16 protein-coding genes are annotated in these 21,960 nt (G+C 70.7%); 13 read left to right on the top strand and 3 right to left on the bottom strand.

What is annotated here, in order from left to right; all coding sequences use genetic code 11:
- Positions 1-58 precede the first annotated feature (58 nt).
- Positions 59-1,279: a saccharopine dehydrogenase family protein gene (locus tag DEJ49_RS31655; RefSeq protein WP_150187280.1), complete on the bottom strand. Its 1,221-nt coding sequence runs from the start codon at positions 1,277-1,279 to the stop codon at positions 59-61.
- A gap of 179 nt (positions 1,280-1,458) precedes the next feature.
- Between DEJ49_RS31655 and DEJ49_RS31660 the strand changes: the two genes are divergently transcribed.
- From DEJ49_RS31660 to DEJ49_RS31680, 5 genes are all read left to right on the top strand, one after another.
- Entirely contained in the window at positions 1,459-2,592 is a 1,134-nt protein-coding gene (locus tag DEJ49_RS31660) for a CaiB/BaiF CoA transferase family protein (protein ID WP_150188605.1), read from the top strand.
- 106 nt (positions 2,593-2,698) lie between these two features.
- The gene (locus tag DEJ49_RS31665) at positions 2,699-3,841 is read left to right on the top strand and encodes an acyl-CoA dehydrogenase family protein (protein WP_150187281.1); all 1,143 of its coding nucleotides are present in this window, start codon (positions 2,699-2,701) and stop codon (positions 3,839-3,841) included.
- Positions 3,842-3,890: 49 nt separating this feature from the next.
- A complete protein-coding gene (locus tag DEJ49_RS31670) occupies positions 3,891-5,105 on the top strand; it encodes an acetyl-CoA C-acetyltransferase (protein ID WP_150187282.1) in 1,215 nt (404 codons plus the stop codon).
- A 254-nt stretch (positions 5,106-5,359) separates the two neighbouring features.
- Positions 5,360-7,543, top strand: coding sequence for a 3-hydroxyacyl-CoA dehydrogenase NAD-binding domain-containing protein (locus DEJ49_RS31675; RefSeq protein WP_150187283.1), 2,184 nt, complete (start codon positions 5,360-5,362; stop codon positions 7,541-7,543).
- A gap of 112 nt (positions 7,544-7,655) precedes the next feature.
- Positions 7,656-8,387: a hypothetical protein gene (locus DEJ49_RS31680; protein WP_150187284.1), complete on the top strand. Its 732-nt coding sequence runs from the start codon at positions 7,656-7,658 to the stop codon at positions 8,385-8,387.
- 21 nt (positions 8,388-8,408) lie between these two features.
- On the opposite strand, the gene DEJ49_RS31685 is transcribed toward DEJ49_RS31680, so the two are convergent.
- Entirely contained in the window at positions 8,409-9,146 is a 738-nt protein-coding gene (locus DEJ49_RS31685) for a MerR family transcriptional regulator (protein WP_150188606.1), read from the bottom strand.
- 119 nt (positions 9,147-9,265) lie between these two features.
- On the opposite strand from DEJ49_RS31685, the gene DEJ49_RS31690 reads away from it, so the two are divergent.
- The 5 genes from DEJ49_RS31690 (at position 9,266) to DEJ49_RS31710 (ending at position 15,181) form a co-directional block, all read left to right on the top strand.
- On the top strand, positions 9,266-11,077 hold the full coding sequence (locus DEJ49_RS31690; protein ID WP_150187285.1) for an AMP-dependent synthetase/ligase: 1,812 nt from the start codon (positions 9,266-9,268) through the stop codon (positions 11,075-11,077).
- Between the two features lie 159 nt (positions 11,078-11,236).
- Entirely contained in the window at positions 11,237-12,706 is a 1,470-nt protein-coding gene (locus DEJ49_RS31695; protein ID WP_150187286.1) for an amino acid permease, read from the top strand.
- Positions 12,707-12,907: 201 nt separating this feature from the next.
- Complete coding sequence (locus tag DEJ49_RS31700; RefSeq protein WP_150187287.1) at positions 12,908-13,303, top strand: hypothetical protein; 396 nt, start codon at positions 12,908-12,910, stop codon at positions 13,301-13,303.
- A 71-nt stretch (positions 13,304-13,374) separates the two neighbouring features.
- Entirely contained in the window at positions 13,375-14,169 is a 795-nt protein-coding gene (locus DEJ49_RS31705; protein WP_150187288.1) for an alpha/beta fold hydrolase, read from the top strand.
- A gap of 67 nt (positions 14,170-14,236) precedes the next feature.
- Positions 14,237-15,181 carry an oxygenase MpaB family protein gene (locus DEJ49_RS31710; protein ID WP_150187289.1) on the top strand — a complete coding sequence of 315 codons (945 nt, stop codon included), beginning with the start codon at positions 14,237-14,239 and terminating at the stop codon, positions 15,179-15,181.
- Here the strand turns inward: DEJ49_RS31710 and DEJ49_RS31715 are convergent.
- Positions 15,169-16,683, bottom strand: coding sequence for a M1 family metallopeptidase (locus DEJ49_RS31715; RefSeq protein WP_150187290.1), 1,515 nt, complete (start codon positions 16,681-16,683; stop codon positions 15,169-15,171). The genes DEJ49_RS31710 and DEJ49_RS31715 overlap by 13 nt on opposite strands.
- A 202-nt stretch (positions 16,684-16,885) precedes the next feature.
- Here DEJ49_RS31715 and DEJ49_RS31720 point away from each other — a divergent pair, with 202 nt between their 5' ends.
- The 3 genes from DEJ49_RS31720 (at position 16,886) to DEJ49_RS31730 (ending at position 21,949) form a co-directional block, all read left to right on the top strand.
- Positions 16,886-18,856: a Xaa-Pro dipeptidyl-peptidase gene (locus DEJ49_RS31720; RefSeq protein ID WP_150187291.1), complete on the top strand. Its 1,971-nt coding sequence runs from the start codon at positions 16,886-16,888 to the stop codon at positions 18,854-18,856.
- A complete protein-coding gene (locus DEJ49_RS31725) occupies positions 18,853-20,133 on the top strand; it encodes a M14 family metallocarboxypeptidase (RefSeq protein ID WP_150187292.1) in 1,281 nt (426 codons plus the stop codon). Before DEJ49_RS31720 ends, DEJ49_RS31725 begins: the two co-directional genes overlap by 4 nt.
- Positions 20,134-20,269: 136 nt before the next feature.
- Positions 20,270-21,949, top strand: a complete 1,680-nt coding sequence (locus DEJ49_RS31730) for a BCCT family transporter (RefSeq protein WP_150187293.1) — start codon at positions 20,270-20,272, stop codon at positions 21,947-21,949.
- Positions 21,950-21,960 lie beyond the last annotated feature (11 nt).

Raw genomic sequence — 21,960 nt, forward strand, 5'->3', positions numbered from 1 at the left:
CGCACCACGTGAAGATGCCCCGCACGCGCGCGTGCGGGGCATTTTGCGGACCGTATCCCTAGGAGTGCTGCACCTCGCGCTCCGCGACGACCCGGAACGTGAGCCCGACCGCTCGCAGCCGCTCGATCAGCGCGTCGCCCATCGCCACGGCCGTCGTGACCTGCCCCGCCGTCGGCGGCAGGGAGTCGAGGGCCAGGCACAGCGCCGACTCGCCCAGCATCCGCGCCGTCTCGTCGTACCCCGGGTCGCCGCCCGAGACCTCGGTGAACACCCGCTTCCCGCCGCCCTCGCCGACGAACCGGACCGAGAACCACGACGACGCACGGCGTGCCTCGTCAGGCCCGTCCCCGGGCTTCAGGCGCGCGGACAGCCACCGCCGCGCGGGCGGCAGCTGCGCGACCGCCAGGAGCCCGCCGAGGGCCACGGGGGCGCCCAGCGCGACCGGCAGCGACTTCACGGCCGCGTAGTGCCGGTAGCGGAAGTCCGGCCCGTACCGGTCCAGGGCGCGCGCCGAGCGCTGCACCACCTGCGGGTCGATCGTCGGCAGCGGCAGCGCCCACGCGCCGACCTCGCCCGCGTACCGGGGCGCGCCGGGCGGGGCGTACGCCTTGCGGCCCACCGCACGCGGTTCGTGCCGTCGGCGGTCCTTGGCGGCGGCGACCATCTGTGGGCCCCGCCCGAACTGGTTGAGCGCGGAGGCGAAGGTGCCGCCGGAGAACCGCGCGCCCACCCGGACGAACCCGTCCACGCGCAACGGCACATCCTCAGGCAGCTGCCGCACGGTGAAGTACGCGCCCAGGTCGTGCGGGACCGAGTCGAAGCCGCAGGAGTGTACGAGCCGCGCGCCGGTCTCCCGCGCGCGGGCGTCGTGCTTCACGTACATCAGGTCGACGAACTCCGGCTCACCCGTCAGGTCCACGTAGTCCGTGCCCGCCTCCGCGCACGCCCCGACCAGGTCCTGTCCGTACGTCAGGTACGGACCGACGGTGGTGGCGACCACGCGCGCGTGGGAGGCCATGTCCCGCAGCGACGCGGGATCCGACACGTCGGCACGGACCAGCGGGAGTTCGACGCACTTCGGGTTGATCGCGGAGAGCCGCTTCCGCAGCGCTTCGAGCTTGCCGGTGTCGCGGCCCGCGATGGCCCACCGCACCTCTTCGGGGGCGTGGGCCGCGAGATGCTCCGCGGTGAGCATCCCCACGAAACCCGTCGCTCCGAAGAGCACGATGTCGTGCGCGCGCTCACTGACGTTGCTGTTGTCGCTCTTTCGACCGGTCATGGCACCTCTCCGTCGTGGGCCCCCGCGCAGTTGTCGATGGCCGAGGCTAGCGCGCGTCGCGACGGCGTGGCCAGAATTGTCTAAGCGCTTGCTCGCCAGGGGCTTGTGCCCAGTGGAACACGTTCTTAGCATCACTGGTGTTACATCAGTTGTGTCACAGTGCTGGGGGCTCAATGACGATGCCGGGCAAGGGCGTTCACGGACCGCTCGCCGGAGTGCGTGTGGTGGAGCTTGCGGGCATCGGGCCCGGCCCGTTCGCGGCCATGCTGCTCGCCGATCTCGGCGCCGACGTCGTGCGCGTCGACCGTCCCGGCGGCGGCGGCCTCGCGATCAACCCCGAGTACGACGTGACCAACCGCAACAAGCGGTCCGTCGTCATCGACCTCAAGGCCGACGGAGGCCCGGCCCGCGTCCTCGACCTGGTCGAACGCGCCGACGTCCTCATCGAGGGCTACCGGCCGGGCGTCGCCGAGCGCCTCGGCGTGGGACCCGACGCCTGTCATGCCCGCAATCCGAAGCTGGTCTACGGCCGCATGACCGGCTGGGGCCAGGAAGGCCCGCTCGCCCAGCGTGCGGGCCACGACATCGCGTACATCGCCATCACCGGCACCCTCGGCATGATCGGCAACCCCGACGAGCCGCCCGCCGTCCCCGCGAACCTCGTGGGCGACTACGCGGGCGGCTCGCTCTACCTCGTCGTCGGCATCCTCGCCGCGCTGCACCACGCGCGCGAACACGGCACCGGACAGGTGGTGGACGCCGCCATCGTCGACGGCGCGGCCCACCTCTCCACGATGATCCACGGCATGCTCGCGGCCGGCGGCTGGCAGGACCGGCGCGGCGCCAACCTCCTCGACGGCGGCTGCCCGTTCTACGGCACGTACGAGACCGCGGACGGCGGCCACATGGCCGTGGGCCCCTTGGAGCAGCAGTTCTACGACGAGTTCACCGCTCTGCTCGGCCTCGCCGACACCGCGCCCGCCCGCAAGGACCTGGCCCGCTGGGACGAGCTGCGCGAAGCCGTCGCCGCCCGCTTCAAGGGCCGTACGCGCGACGAGTGGACGGCCGTCTTCCAGGACTCCGACGCGTGCGTGGCCCCCGTCCTCTCGCTGCGCGAGGCACCGGCCCACCCGCACCTCGCGGCCCGCGGCACCTTCACCGACCACGGCGGCATCACCCAGCCCGCCCCCGCCCCCCGCTTCTCCGCGACCCCGACCCGGGTCCGCAGCGGCCCCGCACAGCCCGGCGCCGACACCGCCGACGTGGCCCGCGACTGGGACGTACCGGCGCTGAACGAGAAGGACGACCACTGAGGCGAATCCCCGTCGGCCCCGGGCCGGCCCACTCGATCGAATCCGTCAAGGGCCGGCCCTGAAAGGGCCCGCCGGCTCACCCAGGGCTCCAGGAGGCCACGTACAGATGAAGCGGCAGATCTTCTCCGCCGAGCACGACGCGTTCCGCGAGACCGTCCGTACCTTCCTCGCCAAGGAGGTGCTGCCCCACTACGAACAGTGGGAGAAGGACGGCATCGTCTCCCGCGAGGCCTGGCTCGCCGCCGGCAAGCAGGGGCTGCTCGGCCTCGCCGTCCCCGAGGAGTACGGAGGCGGCGGCAACGCCGACTTCCGCTACTCCGCGGTCCTCGCCGAGGAGTTCACCCGCGCGGGCGCCGCGGGGCTCGCCATCGGCCTGCACAACGACATCATCGGCCCCTACCTGACCTCCCTCGCCACCGACGACCAGAAGCGGCGCTGGCTGCCCGGCTTCTGCAGCGGCGAGACCATCACGGCCATCGCGATGACCGAGCCCGGCGCGGGCTCCGACCTCCAGGGCATCCGTACGAGTGCCGAGGACCGCGGCGACCACTGGGTGCTCAACGGCTCCAAGACGTTCATCTCGAACGGCATCCTCGCCGACCTCGTCATCGTCGTCGCCAAGACGTCCCCCGAAGGGGGCGCCCACGGCCTGTCCCTGCTCGTCGTCGAGCGCGGCATGGAAGGCTTCGAGCGGGGCCGCAACCTCGACAAGATCGGCCAGAAGTCCCAGGACACCGCCGAGCTGTTCTTCAACGACGTACGCGTCCCCAAGGAGAACCTGCTCGGCGAGCTGAACGGCGCCTTCATCCACCTGATGACGAACCTCGCGCAGGAGCGCATGGGCATCGCCGTCGCCGGGATCGCCGCCGCCGAGCACCTCCTGGACATCACCACGACGTACGTGAAGGAGCGGGAGGCCTTCGGGCGTCCGCTCGCCAAACTGCAGCACATTCGCTTCGAGATCGCGGAGATGGCCACGGAGTGCGCCGTCACCCGCACGTTCCTCGACCGGTGCATCGTCGATCACTCGAACGGGGAACTCGACGCCGTGCACGCGTCGATGGCGAAGTGGTGGGCCACCGAACTCCAGAAGCGCGTCGCCGACCGCTGCCTGCAACTGCACGGCGGATACGGCTACATGACGGAGTACCGCGTCGCCAAGGCCTTCACCGACGGACGCATCCAGACCATCTACGGCGGCACGACCGAGATCATGAAGGAGATCATCGGCCGTTCCCTCCTCGGCTGACCCGCAGCGGCCGACCCCTCATCCTGACGAACCCTCGAAAGGCACACGCGTGACCACCGAAGCGTACGTATACGACGCGATCCGCACCCCGCGCGGACGCGGCAAGGCCAACGGCGCCCTGCACGGGACCAAGCCCATCGACCTCGTCGTCGGCCTGATCCACGAGATCCAGGCGCGCTTCCCCGACCTGGACCCGGCCGCCATCGACGACATCGTCCTCGGCGTGGTCGGCCCCGTCGGCGACCAGGGCTCCGACATCGCGCGCATCGCGGCCATCGCCGCGGGGCTGCCCGACACGGTCGCGGGCGTCCAGGAGAACCGCTTCTGTGCCTCCGGTCTGGAAGCGGTCAACCTCGCCGCGATGAAGGTCCGCTCCGGCTGGGAGGACCTGGTCCTCGCGGGCGGCGTCGAGTCCATGTCGCGCGTGCCGATGGCCTCGGACGGCGGCGCCTGGTTCGCCGACCCGATGACCAACTTCGAGACCGACTTCGCGCCGCAGGGCATCGGCGCGGACCTCATCGCCACGGTCGAGGGATTCACGCGGCGCGACGTCGACGAGTACGCGGCGCTCTCCCAGGAGCGGGCCGCCGCGGCCTGGAAGGAAGGCCGCTTCGCCCGGTCCGTCGTGCCCGTCAAGGACCGCAACGGCCTCGTCGTCCTCGACCACGACGAGCACATGCGTCCCGGTACCACCGCCGACTCCCTCGGCAAGCTGAAGCCGTCCTTCAAGGACATCGGCGACCTCGGCGGATTCGACGCGGTCGCGCTGCAGAAGTACCACTGGATCGAGCAGATCGACCACGTCCACCACGCGGGCAACTCCTCCGGCATCGTCGACGGGGCGTCGCTGGTGGCCGTCGGCACGAAGGAGGTCGGCGAACGCTATGGCCTCACCCCGCGCGCGCGGATCGTCTCCGCGGCGGTCTCCGGCTCCGACCCGCTGATCATGCTCACCGGGCCCGCGCCCGCGACGCGGAAGGCGCTCGCCAAGGCGGGGCTCACGATCGACGACATCGACCTCGTCGAGATCAACGAGGCGTTCGCGGCGGTCGTGCTGCGCTTCGTCAAGGACATGGGGCTGTCCCTGGACAAGGTGAACGTCAACGGCGGCGCGATCGCCCTCGGTCACCCGCTCGGGGCGACCGGCGCGATGATCCTCGGGACGCTCGTGGACGAGCTGGAGCGGAGGGACCTCCGGTATGGGCTGGCCACGTTGTGCGTGGGCGGGGGCATGGGCATCGCGACGATTGTGGAACGGCTGTAGGGGTCGCGCCGTACGGGGCGGGGGTGCGCTGCCGACTGCGGGCCGGTGGTCCGTCCTCGCGCAGTTCCCCGCGCCCCTACAGGCCAGCGGCTCCGCCGCGCCTTTCCCCGACGGCCGCTGAGACGGCGCACGGAGTGCGCCTCTCAGGGGCGCGGGGAACTGCGCGACAAGCCCCCACCGACGGCCAGTCGGCCATGACACCGCAACCACCCACCCCGGGCCCCGCCCCCCCCAGACTTCACGGAGAGAAGAACATGACCGCAAGTACCACCATCCGCTGGGAACAGGACGACACCGGTGTCGTCACCCTCGTCCTCGACGACCCCAACCAGTCCGCGAACACCATGAACCAGGCGTTCAAGGAGTCCATCGCGGCGATCGCCGACCGCGCGGAGGCCGCCGTCCAGGCCGACAAGGACGCCATCCGCGGGTTCATCTACACCTCCGCCAAGAAGACCTTCTTCGCGGGCGGCGACCTCAAGGACATGATCAAGGTCGGCCCGGAGAACGCCCAGGAGGCGTTCGACGCCGGCACCGCCATCAAGCGCTCGCTGCGCCGCATCGAGACCCTCGGCAAGCCCGTCGTCGCCGCGATCAACGGCGCCGCCCTCGGCGGCGGTTACGAGATCGCCCTCGCCTCGCACCACCGCATCGCCCTCGACGCACCCGGCTCGAAGATCGGCCTGCCCGAGGTCACCCTCGGCCTGCTCCCCGCGGGCGGCGGCGTCACGCGTACCGTGCGCCTCATGGGCATCGCCGACGCCCTCCTGAAGGTGCTGCTCCAGGGCACCCAGTACAACCCGAAGCGCGCCCTGGAGAACGGCCTCGTCCACGAAGTGGCGGCCACGCGCGAGGAGATGCTGGAGAAGGCGCGCGCTTTCATCGACGCCAACCCCGAGTCGCAGCAGCCCTGGGACAAGCCCGGCTACCGCATCCCCGGCGGCACCCCGGCCAACCCGAAGTTCGCCGCGAACCTGCCCGCCTTCCCCGCCACCCTGAAGAAGCAGACGGCAGGCGCCAACTACCCGGCGCCGCGCAACATCCTCGCCGCGGCCGTCGAGGGCTCGCAGGTCGACTTCGAGACCGCGCTGACCATCGAGGCCCGGTACTTCACCGAGCTGGTCACCGGCCAGGTCGCGAAGAACATGATCCAGGCGTTCTTCTTCGACCTCCAGGCCGTCAACTCCGGCGCCAACCGCCCCAAGGGCATCGAGCCCCGCCAGGTCCGCAAGGTCGCCGTGCTCGGCGCGGGCATGATGGGCGCCGGCATCGCGTACTCGTGCGCCCGCGCGGGCATCGAGGTCGTCCTCAAGGACGTCTCCGCGGAGGCGGCGCAGAAGGGCAAGGCGTACTCCGAGAAGCTCTGCGCCAAGGCCGTGGCCAAGGGACGTACGAGCCAGGACAAGGCGGACGCGCTGCTCGCCCGCATCACGCCGACCGCGGACCCGCAGGCCCTCGCGGGCTGCGACGCCGTGATCGAGGCGGTCTTCGAGGACACCTCGCTCAAGCACAAGGTGTTCCAGGAGATCCAGGACGTCGTCGAGCCGGACGCGCTGCTCTGCTCCAACACCTCCACCCTGCCGATCACCACGCTCGCCGAGGGCGTCTCGCGTCCCGTCGACTTCATCGGTCTGCACTTCTTCTCACCGGTCGACAAGATGCCGCTCGTCGAGATCATCAAGGGCGAGCGGACCGGTGACGAGGCGCTGGCCCGTGCCTTCGACCTGGTGCGCCAGATCAACAAGACGCCGATCGTCGTGAACGACTCGCGCGGGTTCTTCACCTCGCGCGTCATCGGGCACTTCATCAACGAGGGCGTCGCGATGGTCGGCGAGGGCATCGAGCCCGCGTCCGTCGAGCAGGCCGCGGCCCAGGCGGGCTATCCGGCGAAGGTCCTCTCCCTCATGGACGAGCTGACCCTCACGCTGCCCCGCAAGATCCGCAACGAGACGAAGCGGGCCGTCGAGGAGGCCGGCGGCACCTGGGCGGGCCATCCCTCCGACAGTGTCATCGACCGCATGGTGGACGAGTTCGGGCGCCCCGGCAGGAGCGGGGGAGCGGGCTTCTACGAATACGTGGACGGCAAGCGGGACCGGCTCTGGCCGGGCCTGCGCGAGCACTTCACCAAGCCGGGGCACGAGATCCCGTTCAAGGACATGCAGGAGCGGATGCTCTTCTCCGAAGCGCTCGACACCGTACGCCTGCTGGAGGAGGGCGTCCTGACCTCCGTCGCCGACGCCAACATCGGCTCCATCCTCGGGATCGGCTTCCCGGGCTGGACGGGCGGCGTCCTGCAGTACATCAACGGCTACGAAGGCGGCCTGCCCGGCTTCGTGGCACGCGCGCGTGAACTCGCCGAGACCTACGGGGAGCGGTTCGCGCCGCCCGCGCTGCTCGTCGAGAAGGCGGAGAGCGGCGGGAAGTTCAGCGACAGCTGAGGGTCCCTTCGGAGGCTCCGGTTCCGCCTGGCCAGGGGCGGGAACCGGAGCCGTCGCCCCCGCGTCGTATCCTGCCGAAGAGCATGATCACGACAACTGAAGGGTGACCGCTGTGCGGTTCACGACCGGGGGAACGACGCGAGCGGTCGGCGTCGGAGTGCTGGTCCTCTCGCTGGCCCTGACCGGCTGCGGAGGCAAGAAGGACAAGAAGAAGCACAAGCGGGGCTCCTCGACCTCGCACGGCCGCACGGTGGGCGGTCACACGGGCGGCAAGGGCACCGGCGGCAGCGCGGGCACCGGATCGCTGAGCGCCGCGCGCCGGGCCCAGGCGATCCTGCCGCCCCTCGACACGATGCCCACCGCCCTGCGCCACGTCGGCACGGAACTGCACAGCCGCGCGAAGGCCCCCTCCGTGTGCGAGGACCCGGGCGGCAAGTGCAAGGGAGCCGTCGCCAACGGGCGGGTGGGGTACCTCACCGGCGACAAGACCGAGGGCGCGAGCTACGAGCTGATCGCGTACAAGAACACGCGTGCCGCCGAGCGCGCCTTCGCCGCCTGGGAGAGCTACGCGCACAACGCCAAGCGCGAGATCACGGTCCTCGACGGCGCCCCGCAGGGCAGCGAGAGCACCATCTACGCGTACAAGACGCCGGCGAAGAAGAACACCGTGACGATGGTGATCCGCCAGGACGAGTACATCGGCACGCTCGACCTGCGGGACACCTCCGGCCGCGCGGCCGGACGGAAGGATCTGGCGGCCCTGTCCGAGGTCTACGCCGAGCGCCTCGCGCAGGCCACACGGAACGAGACGCCGAGCGCGACGGCGGCCCACGTCAAGGTCTGACGACCAGCGGCGAGGACTGGCTCAGCTCTCCTTGAGCCACTCCCTCAGCTCCTCCTTGAGCGAGCGCTGGAACGCCGTCACCAGCGCCTGCACCACCATCGGCTGCATGTGCGCCGACAGCGACCGCACCGCGGCCACCTGCTCGGCGTCCTCGGCGCCCGGTTCCCGCTCGCGGTAGGGGCCCCAGACCTCGTCGCGGAAGAGCCGGGACAGCTCGCCGGCCGCCGAGCGCGTGTGTTCGAGGAGGACCGTGCGCGCCGCGAGGATCGTCTCGTGCGCGATGGGCACGTCCAGGAGCTGCACGCCCAGGCGCAGCAGGCCCAGGTCCACGCGGTACGTCCCCGGGGCCCGGGTCCCGGAGATTACGCCCATCGCCGCGAGCCGCTCCAGGTCCTCGTCGTCGAGCGTGCGGCCCGCCCTGCGCTCCAGCTCGGCGCGCGGGACGTCCTCCGCCGAGTCGGGTGCCCAAGAGGCCACCAGGGCGCGGTGGATGGCCAGGTCGTGCGCGCTCAGGTCGGCGGGCAGCTGCTCCAGATACCGCTCGATCGCGGCGAGCGTCATGCCCTGGTGCTGCAGCTCCTCGATGAGCGCGAGCCGCGACAGGTGCTCCTGGCCGTAGTGACCGACGCGGCGCGGGCCGATCACCGGCGGCGGCAGCAGGCCCTTGGTGCCGTAGAAGCGGATCGTGCGGACCGTGACCCCCGCGCGCGCGGCGAGTTCGTCGACCGTGAGCGACGGCCCGCCGGTCTCGGTCGCCACGCCCTCGGTATCGGTCGTCATGGTGCAACAGTATTGCTGGCACACCAGTGTTGTGAAACCCTCCGGCCCCATCGATGGGCTACATCGACGGGCCAATTCGATGGCACCAGGAGGCGGTCATGACCACGATCCTGCGACTCCCCGGAGATCCTGCCGACATCACGCTCCCCGCCCTGCTGCTCCGCAATGCCGAGGACCACGGAGATCTTCCCGCGCTCTCCTGGCGCGCGGGGGAGGCGTGGTCGACGCTCACCTGGCGCGAGGCGCGGCGCAAGGTCGCCGTCCTGGCCGCCGGTTACGCCGCACTCGGCGTCGAGCGCGGCGAACACGTCCTGATGATGATGGGCAACCGTCCCGAGCACTGGCTGACCGACCTCGCCCTGGTGCACCTCGGTGCCGTCCCCGTCACCGTGTACGGCACCTCGGCCCCCGAACAGGTCGCCCACATCGTCCGGCACAGCCGGGCCCGCTTCGCGATCGTCGAGGGCGCCCGCGAACTGCCGCGCTGGGAGCCGCTCCTGGCGGACGACACCGCACCACTGGAGCGCCTCGTCGTCGTGGAGGCCGCCGAGGCGGGCGAGCACCGCACGTACGGCTCCCTGCACGCCACCGGCAGCCGTCTGTTCAACCCCGACGCCTTCGAGAAGGGGTGGCGCGAGAACCGCCCCACCGACGCCCTCACCGTTGTCTACACCTCCGGCACCACCGGCGACCCCAAGGGCGTTCGTCTCACCCACCGCAACGTCCTCGTGGGCGGCATCGCCCTGGACGGCGTCGTCGAGTTCCCCGACCACGTGGGCCACATCTGCTACCTGCCGTTCGCGCACATCGCGGAGCGCCTGCTCGGCATCTACCTGCCGGTGCTGCGCGCGGCCCACGTCTACCTGTGCGCCGACCCCGCCCACGTAGCGGCCACCGCGCGCGAACTGCACCCCCTCCAGTTCTTCGGCGTCCCGCGCGTGTGGGAGAAGCTCGCCGCCTCCGTACGGGCGGCGCTCGCCGGGCTGCCCGAGGAGCAGCGCCGCGCCATCGAGGCAGCCAACGAGACGGCACGCGCGCACGTGGCCTGCCGGGAGCGGGGCGAGGAGCCCTCCGCCGCGCTGCGGTCCGCGTACGAGCAGGCCAGGCGGGACGTCCTCGACCCGCTCCTCGCGCTGGCCGGGTTCGACCGGCTCGTATGGACGGCGAGCGCCTCGGCGCCGATGCCGCTGGACGTCTCCCGCTTCTGGGCCGGGTTCGGTCTCGTGATCATGGACGCGTGGGGGCTCACCGAGACCTCCGGCGTGGTCACCACGAACAGTCCCGACGGGTTCCGGCTCGGCTCGGTGGGCCGTCCCCTGGAGGGGCTCGACATACGCATCGCGGAGGACGGCGAGATCCTCGTGCGCGGCGCCACCGTCTTCGACGGGTATCTGCGGCCCGACGGGGGCCTCGACGACGCCCGTGACGCGGACGGCTGGTTCGCCACCGGTGACATCGGCCGCCTCGACGAGGACGGCTATCTCTGGCTCACCGACCGCAAGAAGGAAATGATCGTGACGTCGACGGGCAAGAACGTCTCGCCCGCCCTCGTCGAGAACACGCTCAAAGAGCACCCTCTTATAGGGCAGGCCCTCGTCCACGGGGACGGCCGCTCGTATCTCGTGGCGCTGCTCGTCCTTGACCGCGAGATGACGCCCGCCTGGGCCGCCGCGCGCGGGATCGATGTAACGGGCGATCCGGCCACGAACGAAGCCGTGCGGGCGGAGGTGGCGCGCGCGGTCGAGGCCGCCAACGCGCGCCTGAACCGCACCGAGCAGATCAAGCGCTACCGGCTCCTCACCGAGGAATGGGGACCCGAGACGGGCGAGCTGACACCCTCCCTCAAGCTGCGCCGACGGGTGATCCGTGACAAGTACATGCAGGTCATCGACGGTATGTACACCCCCTGACCAGCATGTGAGAAGTCCCGCTATGTGACGTGCGCCACCGCGTGGGGGGCGATCTCTGGGGGAAGGTGTCCCGTCGGTTCGCGCGCGTCAGGGGTGCGCGGACCGGGGCACATCCGGACCCCGGGAGTTCTTCCGGGCACCAGAGAGTAGATCCACCACGTGAGCAAGGAAGCCGTAGATTCGGCCATCCTGGACGCACCCCGCACGGATGCGACCCAGGCCCCCGCGGACGCGGGCGACGCCGGATACAGCAAGGACCTCAAGGCCCGTCACGTCAACATGATCGCGATCGGTGGCGCGATCGGCACCGGCCTCTTCCTGGGGGCGGGCGGCCGTCTCCACTCGGCGGGCCCCGCGCTCGCCCTTGCCTACCTCGTGTGCGGCGTCTTCGCGTTCTTCGTCGTCAGGGCGCTCGGCGAGATGGTCCTCTACCGGCCGTCGTCGGGTTCGTTCGTCTCGTACGCGCGTGAGTTCCTCGGCGAGAAGGGCGCGTTCTTCGCCGGTTGGATGTACTTCCTCAACTGGTCGACCACCTGTATCGCCGACATCACGGCGATCGCGCTCTACACGCACTACTGGAGCTTCTTCACCGACATACCCCAGTGGGTGCTCGCGCTGATCGCCCTCGCGGTCGTGCTCTCGGTGAACCTCGTCTCGGTGAAGTACTTCGGCGAGATGGAGTTCTGGTTCTCGATCATCAAGGTGGCCGCGCTGAGCGCCTTCATGATCATCGGTATCTGGCTGCTCGCCAGCCAGCACAAGCTGAACGGCGAGAAGCCGGGCCTCAACATGATCACCGACCACGGCGGTCTCATGCCGAACGGTCTGATGCCGGTCGTGATCGTCATGCAGGGCGTCGTCTTCGCGTACGCCTCGCTGGAGCTGGTCGGCGTCGCGGCGGGCGAGACCAAGGACCCGCACAAGATCGTCCCGCGCGCGGTGAACTCGATCATGTGGCGCGTCGGCCTCTTCTACGTCGGCTCCGTGGTGCTGCTCGCGCTGCTGCTTCCCGGTGTCGCGTACTCGGCCGACCAGAGCCCGTTCGTGACGGTCCTCTCCAAGATCGGCGTGCCGGCCGCGGGCGACGTCATGAACTTCGTGGTCCTCACCGCGGCCATGTCCTCGCTCAACTCCGGCCTGTACTCCACCGGCCGCATCCTGCGCTCCATGGCGATGTCGGGCTCCGCCCCGAAGTTCACCGCCAAGATGAACCGCAACCAGGTCCCCTACGGCGGCATCCTGCTGACCGCGTCCCTGGGCGTCGTCGGCGTCGGCCTCAACAAGGTGGTCCCGGGCAAGGCCTTCGAGATCGTCCTGAACGTGGCCTCGCTCGGCATCATCGGCACCTGGATCACGATCATGGTCTGCCACCTGGCCTTCGTGCGCAGCGCGAAGCGCGGCGAGATCACCCGGCCGAAGTTCCAGCTCCCGTTCAGCGGTGTCACCGAGTACGTCACCATCGCGTTCCTGCTCGCCGTCCTCTGCCTGATGTGGAAGGACGCGGAGGTCGGCCGCAAGACGCTCTTCCTCATCCCGGTCGTGGGCCTCGCCCTCGTCGCGGGCTGGTTCGGCGTCAGGCGCCGGGTGGGCCGTCAGCCGGAGGGCGTCACCGGGCCGCAGGACCAGTAGCCCGTCCGCCACTGTCAGTGGCAGCCCGCACGGTGGCGTCATGTCGGAGATCACGTATGTCCGAGGTGACGCCACCGCGCCGTTCGGCAGGGGCCCCAGGTCGTTTCCCCGGATGCGCGGGACGGCGCACATGCCGACAACTGCCTTAACTGCCCTGCATGTGTGCGTTGTTGTGCACGGATGAGCGGGTAGAGCCCCGTCATGCAGTCCATCCGTGTCCTCGCCGCACGCCTCCTGCTCCGTATGGAGCGCGCCCTCATGCCCGTCCCCGCCTTCGTGCCCGTCGCCGTCCCCGGCTTCGCGGAACCGGCCCCGCCCGGCGGCCGGCGGCGAACGGCGTCGACGCTGTTCGCCGAGGCGCACACGGACGGGCCGTGGGAGGCCGAGGGAGCGCCGGCCACCGGGCAGGCCAGGGGAGAGGCGGAGCGCGCCGAGGCCGAGGCCGAGCTGCGCCGCCAGATCTCCGAGTGGGCCTCCGAGGTGGCGGGCCGCGCCGCGGCCGACCCGCTCGCCGGACCCGTGGCGGGACCGGGCGCGCCCCCCGGAACCGACTCGTCCGCCGACCCCGGCACCGATCCATCGGGTTTTGGCCGCTAGGCGTACGCATTCACGCCCTCGTCCCCCGCCACCACTGGCGGCCCCGCCGTCGCGCCCCGAGACTCGCAGGCATGGACGTCATGGTCTCGGTCAAGGACGGCGAACTGTGGTCGCACGACTCGGGTGAACCGAGCGGCACGGGCGGCGGAAGCCTCCCCCTGGTCCTCCTGCACCCCGGCGTGGGCGACTCCCGCGTCTGGGACGGCATCCTGCCGCGCCTCACGGAGCGGCACCGGGTGATCCGCTACGACGCGCGCGGGTACGGCAGGTCGCCCGCGCCGACCGCCCCGTTCTCGCTGGTCGAGGACCTGATCGCGGTCCTGGACCACTACGGCGTGGGCCGGGCCGTCCTGGCGGCATCCAGCATGGGCGGCGCGACAGCGATCAGCCTCGCGCTCCGCGACCCCGCGCGGGTGGCGAGCCTCGCCCTGATCGTCCCCGGCATCACCGGCGCCGACGACATCCTGCCGCCCGAGTTCATGGCCGAGGTCGGCCGGCGCGCCCAGGCGGGCGACATCGACGGCATCGTGACGATGATGCGGCGCGTCTCCGGCGCGGCGGGCACCGGCGCCGACCCAGAAGTGACGGCGCTGCTCAAGGCCGTCGTCCCGGCCTGGTTCGCCGTGCATCCGTACCACGTGCCGGACCCGCCCGCCATCGACCGGCTCGGCGAGCTCGACGTCCCCTGCACCCTGGTCATCGGCGAGCGCGACCAGCCCGAGGTGGTCCAGCTGAACGAGACCATGGCGCAGCGCATTCCGGGCTGCCGCGTGGTGCGGCTCGCGCACAGCGACCACTTCCCGACCCTGCGGGAACCGGACGCGGTCCTCGACGTCATCCTGGAGGCGTACGCCGAGGCCCGCTGAAAGGCGGTCCTGATCCGGTCGCATACTTGGACGTGCACCAACCGGGCACGTCCGAGGAGCACGGCGCATGAACCACCCGGCCGACGCACGCGAGAAGCGCGCGGCCCGCGACACGAACGAATCCGCCGACACGTCCCCGCCCCCGCCCGGCGGCATCCTCTGGAACATCGCCGGTGACATCCGCATGCTCCTGATGCTGCCGCCCGCGCTCACCATGCAGGTGGCGCACCCGGCGGTCGGCGCGGGCGTCGACGAGCACTCCGTGTTCCGCACCGACCCGTGGGGGAGGGGCGAGCGCTCGATCCGCTCGGTCCTGCTGTGGGTGTACGGCGGGGAAGAGGCGGCCGCCGAGGGCCGCAGGCTGCGCGTGCTGCACCGCACCATCCAGGGCACGGACACCCGAGGCCGCCGCTACCACGCGCTGACGCCCGCGAACTACGCCTGGGTGCACGCCACCGGCTTCCCCGTCTACCGGCACGCGCAGCAGTACCTGGGCCGCCCCTTCACCGAGGCGCAGGAGCGGCAGCTGTACGCCGAGTGGCTCCAGGTCGGCCGGATCCTCGGCATCCACGACCGGGACATGCCGCAGACCCCGGAGGAGTTCTGGCCGCACTACCGCAAGATCCTCGCCGAGGAGATCGAACTCACCGCCGTCGCCGCCGAGCTGACCGCCGTCGACAAGACCGTCCCGCCGCCGGACCGCGGCCCGGCTCCCCTACGGCTGCTGCTGCGCGTCCTGTGGCCCGTGCTCCTGCCTCCGCTGGCCCGCTTCCGCCGCTTCGTCACGATCGGCCTGATGCCCCCGGACGCCCGCGAGGCCATCGGCCTCCCCTGGACCGACGCACAGGAGCGCGGCCTGCGCCGCCTCAGCCGCGTCGTCCGCACGGTCGTACCGCTGCTGCCCGAGCGCCTGCGCTACCTCCCGGCGGCCCGCAAGGCCCGCGCACGCCACCGCGCCGCCGGGAACCGGGTCCCGACGGCGCGTCGCGCACCGGATGCTCAGCGAACGTGATCGTGGTCGTGCCCGTGGTCGTGCACGCCGTTCGTCGCCGCGATCTGCTTCCATGACTTCGGCTTGGCCGGGGCGGCCGCCGAGCGGGCGATGCCGGCCTCGCGCACCGCGGGCGCCTCGGGCCGCGACGGCTGGTACAGCCACGTGTCGAACAGCTCCGCGAGCGGCTTGCCCGAGACCTTCTCCGCGTACTTCACGAAGTCGTTCACCTTGGCGTTGCCGTACGCGTGCTTCTGCGGCCAGCCCTTCAGGATCTCGAAGAACGTGTCGTCGCCGACCTCGTTGCGCAGGGCCTGCAGGGCGACCGCGCCCCGGTCGTAGACCGCGCCGTGGAACTGGTTGTCCGGGCCCGGGTCGCCGGGCTTGACCTTCCAGAACGGGTCGTCGGCGGGGTGCTGGGCGTACACGTAGTCGGCGAGCTCCTGCGCCGTGCCCTCGCCCTCCTTCTCCGACCACAGCCACTGGCTGTAGCGCGCGAAGCCCTCGTTGACCCAGATGTCCTTCCAGCCGTCCACGGAGACGCTGTCGCCGTACCACTGGTGGGCCAGCTCGTGGACGACGATCGAGGCGTTGGAGCCGTTCGCGAACGCGGCGGGGCTGTAGAAGGGCCGCGTCTGGGTCTCCAGGGCGTAGCTGCTCTTCACGTTCGGGACGTAGCCGCCGAGCGCGTTGAACGGGTACTTGCCGTAGAGCGTCTCCAGCCACTCGGCGACCTCGGTGGTCCGCTCGATGCTGGCCCGCGCCGCGCCCGCGTTGTCGCCCAGGTCCTTGCTGTACGCGTTGAGGACGGGCAGACCGCCCTCCGTCTTGTCGGTCGTGATGTCGAACTTGCCGACCGCGAGCGTCGCGAGGTAGCTGGCCTGCGGCTTGTTCGACCGCCAGCTGTAGCGGGTCCAGCCGAGCTTGGAACTCTGCGCCTGCAGGACGCCGTTGGAGATCGCCTGGGTGCCGTCGGGCACCGACACGGACACGTCGTAGGTCGCCTTGTCGAGCGGGTGGTCGTTGGAGGGGAACCACCACACGGCGGCCTCCGGCTCCTGCGCCGCGACACCGCCGTCCGGCGTCCGGTGCCACGCCGTGTACCCGTTGATCTTCAGCTCGGACGGCTTGCCCGCGTACCGCACGACGACCGTGACCGCCGTGCCCTTGGGCAGCCCGGCCGACGGCGTGATCTCCAGCTCCTGGTCGCCGGTCTTCTTGAACTTCGCCTTCTTGCCGTTGACCCGCACCTCGGAGACCTGCAGACCGAAGTCGAGGTTGAAGCGCGAGAGGTCCTGCGTGGTGCGGGCGTTGAGCGTCGCCGTGCCCTCGAGCAGGTCGGTCTTGGGCTGGTACTTCAGTCGCAGGTCGTAGTGCGAGACGTCGTATCCGCCGTTGCCGCTCGCCGGGTAATAGGGGTCGCCGATGCCCGGGGCCCCGGGGGAGAAGTCGGCGGCCGATGCCGGGATCGCCAGCAGGAGAGAGGCCGCCAGAGCGCCCGGGGCGATGAGTCTGCGGTGCACAAGAGCTCCAAGTCGTAGGTTCACAACAAGTGTTCGTCTTGGTCGTCGAGCCTATTCAGCCCCTTCCGCACACGTCATGTCCATGGCCCCACCCGTCACATGATTGCCATTCGGCCGACATGTGCCTCAATGTCCCACGCACCTGTCGCCGCTGCGTGCGGCCCTCTGTCGCACGCGAGTTCACCGGTGTACCTTCCGCGCCATGCCGATACGTGCGCGACGCACCCGCATCCTGTGGAGAACGCTCCTGACGGCGGCCCTTGCCGCCCTGATCGCCGGCCTCATGTCCCCGGGCGCGGCGCAGGGCGCCGCCGAGTCCTCGCGCACGCCGCGCGAGAGCAGACCCGTGTACTCGTACGAGGACGCGATACGCGAATCCGTATGGGTCGACACCAGGATCGACGGCGACGCGGACGGGAGGACCGACCGCGTCGCCGTCGACATCGTCCGGCCCCGTGAACTCGACCGCCGGGGCCGCCGGATACCCGTGATCATGGACGCGAGCCCGTACTACTCGTGCTGCGGACGCGGCAACGAGAGCCAGAAGAAGACGTACGACGCGAACGGCAACCCCGTCCAGCTCCCGCTGTACTACGACAACTACTTCGTGCCCCGCGGCTACGGCTATGTCGCCGTGGACCTCGCCGGCGCCAACCGCTCCGACGGCTGCGTCGACGTCGGCGGCCGCTCCGACGTCCAGTCCGCGAGGGCCGTCGTCGACTGGCTGAACGGCCGCGCCCGCGGCTACACCAGCCGCACCGGCACCGAGCGGACGCGGGCGACCTGGAGCAACGGCGCCACCGGAATGATCGGCAAGAGCTACGACGGGACCGTGGCGCAAGGCGTCGCCGCGACCGGAGTCCCGGGCCTGAAGACCATCGTGCCGATCGGCGCGATCTCCTCCTGGTACGACTACTACTTCGCCAAGGGCGCCCCGCTCTACGGCAGCGGCCCAGACCGCCTCGCGAGCGGCATCGAGAGCGCCGAGGCCCGCGCCCGCTGCGGCGCGGTGAAGCAGCGCCTCATCGAGGGGGCGCCCCGCACCGGCGACTGGACCCCGCTGTGGAGCGAGCGCGACCACGTCCCGGACGCCGACCGGGTGCGCGCCAGCGTCTTCGTCGTCCACGGCATGCAGGACCTCAACGTCCGCACCAAGCACTTCGGCCAGTGGTGGGACGCGCTCGCCGAGAACGGGGTCGAGCGCAAGATCTGGCTCAGCCAGGCAGGCCACGTCGACCCGTTCGACCTCCGCCGCGCCGACTGGGTCCGCACCCTGCACCGCTGGTTCGACCACGAACTCCTCGGCTACGACAACGGAGTCGACCGCGAGCCGATGGCCGACATCGAACGCGCACCGGACCGCTGGAGCACCGACCGCGTCTGGCCCCCGCGCGGCACCCGCGCCGTCGAACTCCGCCCCGCCAAGGGCACGGAGCCCGGCGTCGGCACCCTCGGCACCCGGCGTGGCAAGGGCACCGAGACGTTCACGGACGACCCGCGCCTGAGCGAGAAGGCATGGGCCGAGAACATCGACATGTCGACACCGGCCAAGGCGGGCTTCACCAGCAAGCCGCTCGCCCGTGACCTGCGGCTCTCCGGCTCCTCCAAGGTCACCGTCACCGCGACCCCGACGACCCGCACCGCCCACCTCTCCGCCGTCCTCGTCGACCTCGGCCCCGACACGATCCGCGACTACGCGGCGGCGGGCGAGGGCATCACCACGCTCCCCGAACGCACGTGCTGGGGAGCGAGCACCACGGGCGACAGCTCCTGCTTCAAGGAGACGCGCGCGAACACCGCCGACGTCGACTACACGATCTTCAGCCGGGGCTGGGCCGACCTCGGCAACTGGGCCGACGCCGGCCACGGCCGCCCCCTCACCCCGGGCGAGCCGCACACCATCACCCTCGACCTCGCCGCCACCGACCACGTCGTGCCCAAGGGCCACCGGCTCGCCCTGATCGTCGCGGGCACCGACCGCAATCTGATCGAGCCTCCCGCCGACACCCCGACGCTCACCCTCGACCTGGCCCGCACCTCGGCGAAACTGCCGCTGGTGGGCGGGGCCGACGCGTTCACCACCACCGCGCCCGTCACTCCCCGCGAAGCCCGTCTCGACGGCGTGGCCCCGCCGCGCCGCATCAACCCCGTCCCGGGAGGCAGCACTTCATGACACCGCGCATCCGCTCCCTCGCGCTCGTCTGCGCCACCGCCGCGCTCGCCGCGCCGCTCCTGACGGCGCCCGCGCAGGCGACGCCGACCCCGCCCCGTACCGGATTCGAGGAGACGAACGGAGCGCGCTGGACCACTCAGCCCGAGGAACAGGATCTCCTCGCCACCGTGGACCGGGCCACCAACAGGGTCGCGGTCGACCGCATCGGCACCACCAAGAAGGACCGGCCCGTCCAGCTGGTCCGCATCGGCGAACGCCCGGCGAGGAACACCGTGCTGCTGATCTGCAGCCAGCACGGCGACGAACCCTCGGGCCGCGAGGCCTGTCTGTCCACGATCCGCGACCTGGCGTACGCGAAGGACAAGAAGACCGAGCGCTTCTTGCGCCGCACCACGCTCCTCGTCGTGCCGACCGCCAACCCCGACGGGCGCGCCGCCGACACCCGAGGCAACTCCGACGGCGTCGACATCAACCGCGACCACCTCTCCCTCAAGACCGCCGAGGCGCGTGCGATGGCCGCCGTGATCCGGGACCGCAAACCTGACGTCATCTACGACCTGCACGAGTACGGCGCCACGCCCAAGTACTACGACAAGGACCTGTTCGACCTCTGGCCGCGCAACCTCAACACCGACGACGCCGTGCACGCGGAGGCACAGACGCTGTCCAAGGCGTACGTGCGGCCGGCCGCCGGGCACGACGGGTACACGACGGGCACGTACGGCATCTGGACCGACCCGGTCACCGGCGACCCCATCAAACAGACCGCGGGCGACGGACAGGAGCGCATCCTGCGCAACATGTCCGGCATCAAGCACGCGGCGGGGCTGCTGATCGAGAGCCGCGTCGACCCCCTCACCGACGCCGAGAAGAAGGATGAGGCGCTCAACAACCGGCGCCGCGTCGCCTCCCAGCGCTCCGCGCTCGGCGGCCTGTTCGACTACACCGACGAACGCCGCGGAAAGCTGGAGGCCGCCACCGGCGCGGCCCGGGTGGCGGGCTTCCTCGACCGCGGTCCTGTCTACCTCGGAGGCGCCGACAACGACCCCGCCGAGCCGTCCGAGATCATCCAGGACCCGCCCTGCGGATACCGCCTGGACGCCGCGCAGTACGGCGACATCAAGGACGAACTGGCCCTGCACGGCGTCACCGTGAAGCGCACGAAAACTGGCGCATATGTTCCCCTGCGACAGTCGGCCCGGGCGCTCGTGCCCCTGCTGCTCGACGAGCGCGCGCCGTATCACATGGTCACAGGTCGGCCCGACATGGCCTGTTGAGAAGGTGAGAGGTACGTCACATGTGGTAGGGGGTAACGAAGAACAAACTCTCGACTCAATACCGACCCCCTGAAAGGTGTCACTTGTGACGCAGGATCAGCATAAAGCGGACGACGGGGGAGGGACGTCAGAGATCATGACGCCCGCCCCCGGCGGCCGATCCCCGCAGACGGACCGGGTGGTGTTCGGCGTCACCGCCGTGCTCACCCTCGCGTTCGTGGTCTGGGGCGCGGTGTCGACGGACTCGCTTGAGAATGTCTCCACGGACATGCTCAACGGTCTGATGCACAACGGCGGTTGGTTCTTCATGCTGACCGCCACGGGGTTCGTCGTCTTCGCGCTGTGGCTGGCCGTCAGCCGGTACGGAAAGATCACCCTCGGCAAGGAGGGCGAGGACCCGGAGTTCCGCACCGTCTCCTGGGTCGCCATGATGTTCAGCGCCGGCATGGGCATCGGCCTCATGTTCTACGGAGTGAGCGAGCCCCTCGCGCACTTCAAGGACCATCCGCCGGGAACCGACCCGGCGGACGCGCCCGCGGCCATGGAGACCGCGATGGCCACCACCCTCTTCCACTGGACGCTCCACCCGTGGGCGATCTACGCGGTCGTGGGCCTCGCCATCGCGTACAGCACCTTCCGCCGCAACCGCCGGCAGACCATCAGCGCCGTCTTCGAGCCGCTCATCGGCGAGAAGCACGCCCGCGGCGCATGGGGCCGCGTCATCGACATCCTCGCCATCTTCGCCACCCTCTTCGGCTCGGCCGCCTCGCTGGGCCTCGGCGCCCTGCAGATCGGCAGCGGCATGGAAGAGGTCGACTGGATGGACAAGGCGGGCACCGGCCTGCTCGTCGTGATCATCGCCGTGCTGACCCTGGCCTTCGTGGCGTCCGCCATCTCCGGTGTGGAGAAGGGCGTGCAGTGGCTCTCCAACATCAACATGGTGCTCGCCGGGCTCCTGGTCGTCTTCGTCTTCATCGCGGGCCCGACCGTCATCATCCTCGACATGGTGCCCACCTCCATCGGCGCCTACCTGAACGACCTGCCGCAGCTCATCGGCCGCACCGAGGCGTCCAGCGGTGAAGGCGTCGCCGAGTGGCTGAGCAGCTGGACGGTCTTCTACTGGGCCTGGTGGATCTCCTGGACGCCCTTCGTCGGCATGTTCATCGCGCGCATCAGCCGCGGCCGTACGATCCGACAGTTCGTCGGCGGCGTCATCCTGGTGCCGAGCACCGTCAGCCTCATCTGGTTCGCGGTCTTCGGCGGCAGCGCCATGACGGTCGCCGACCGCGGCGGGCTCAAGGGCGACACGACCCAGGAGGCCCAGCTCTTCGGCCTCCTGAACGAGTACCCGATCGCGACCGTGACCAGCCTGCTCGTCATGATCCTCGTCGGCATCTTCTTCGTCTCGGGAGCCGACGCCGCGTCCATCGTCATGGGCACGCTCTCCCAGAAGGGCGCCCTCGAACCCGGCCGGTTCGTCGTGATCTTCTGGGGCATCGTGACCGGCGCCGTCGGCGCGGTCATGCTGCTCATCGGTGACGGCAACGACGACGCGCTCACCGGTCTGCGCAACCTCACGATCCTGGTCGCAGCGCCCTTCACCCTCGTGATGATCGGCATGTGCGTGTCCCTCATGCGGGACCTGCGCCACGACCCGCTCATCGTGCGCGGCGAGCACGGCACGGAGGTCCTGGAGAAGGCCGTCATCGCCGGCCACGAGCACCACGACGGTGACTTCGAGCTCCGGATCGGCCCCGCGACCGACGACAACGGCGACGGCCCGGAACGGGACAACGACCCGGTAGCTCCCCGCTGACCGGCGGCCCC

Origin of the sequence: Streptomyces venezuelae (assembly GCF_008642335.1) — a bacterium.
GTDB lineage: Bacteria > Actinomycetota > Actinomycetes > Streptomycetales > Streptomycetaceae > Streptomyces > Streptomyces venezuelae_F.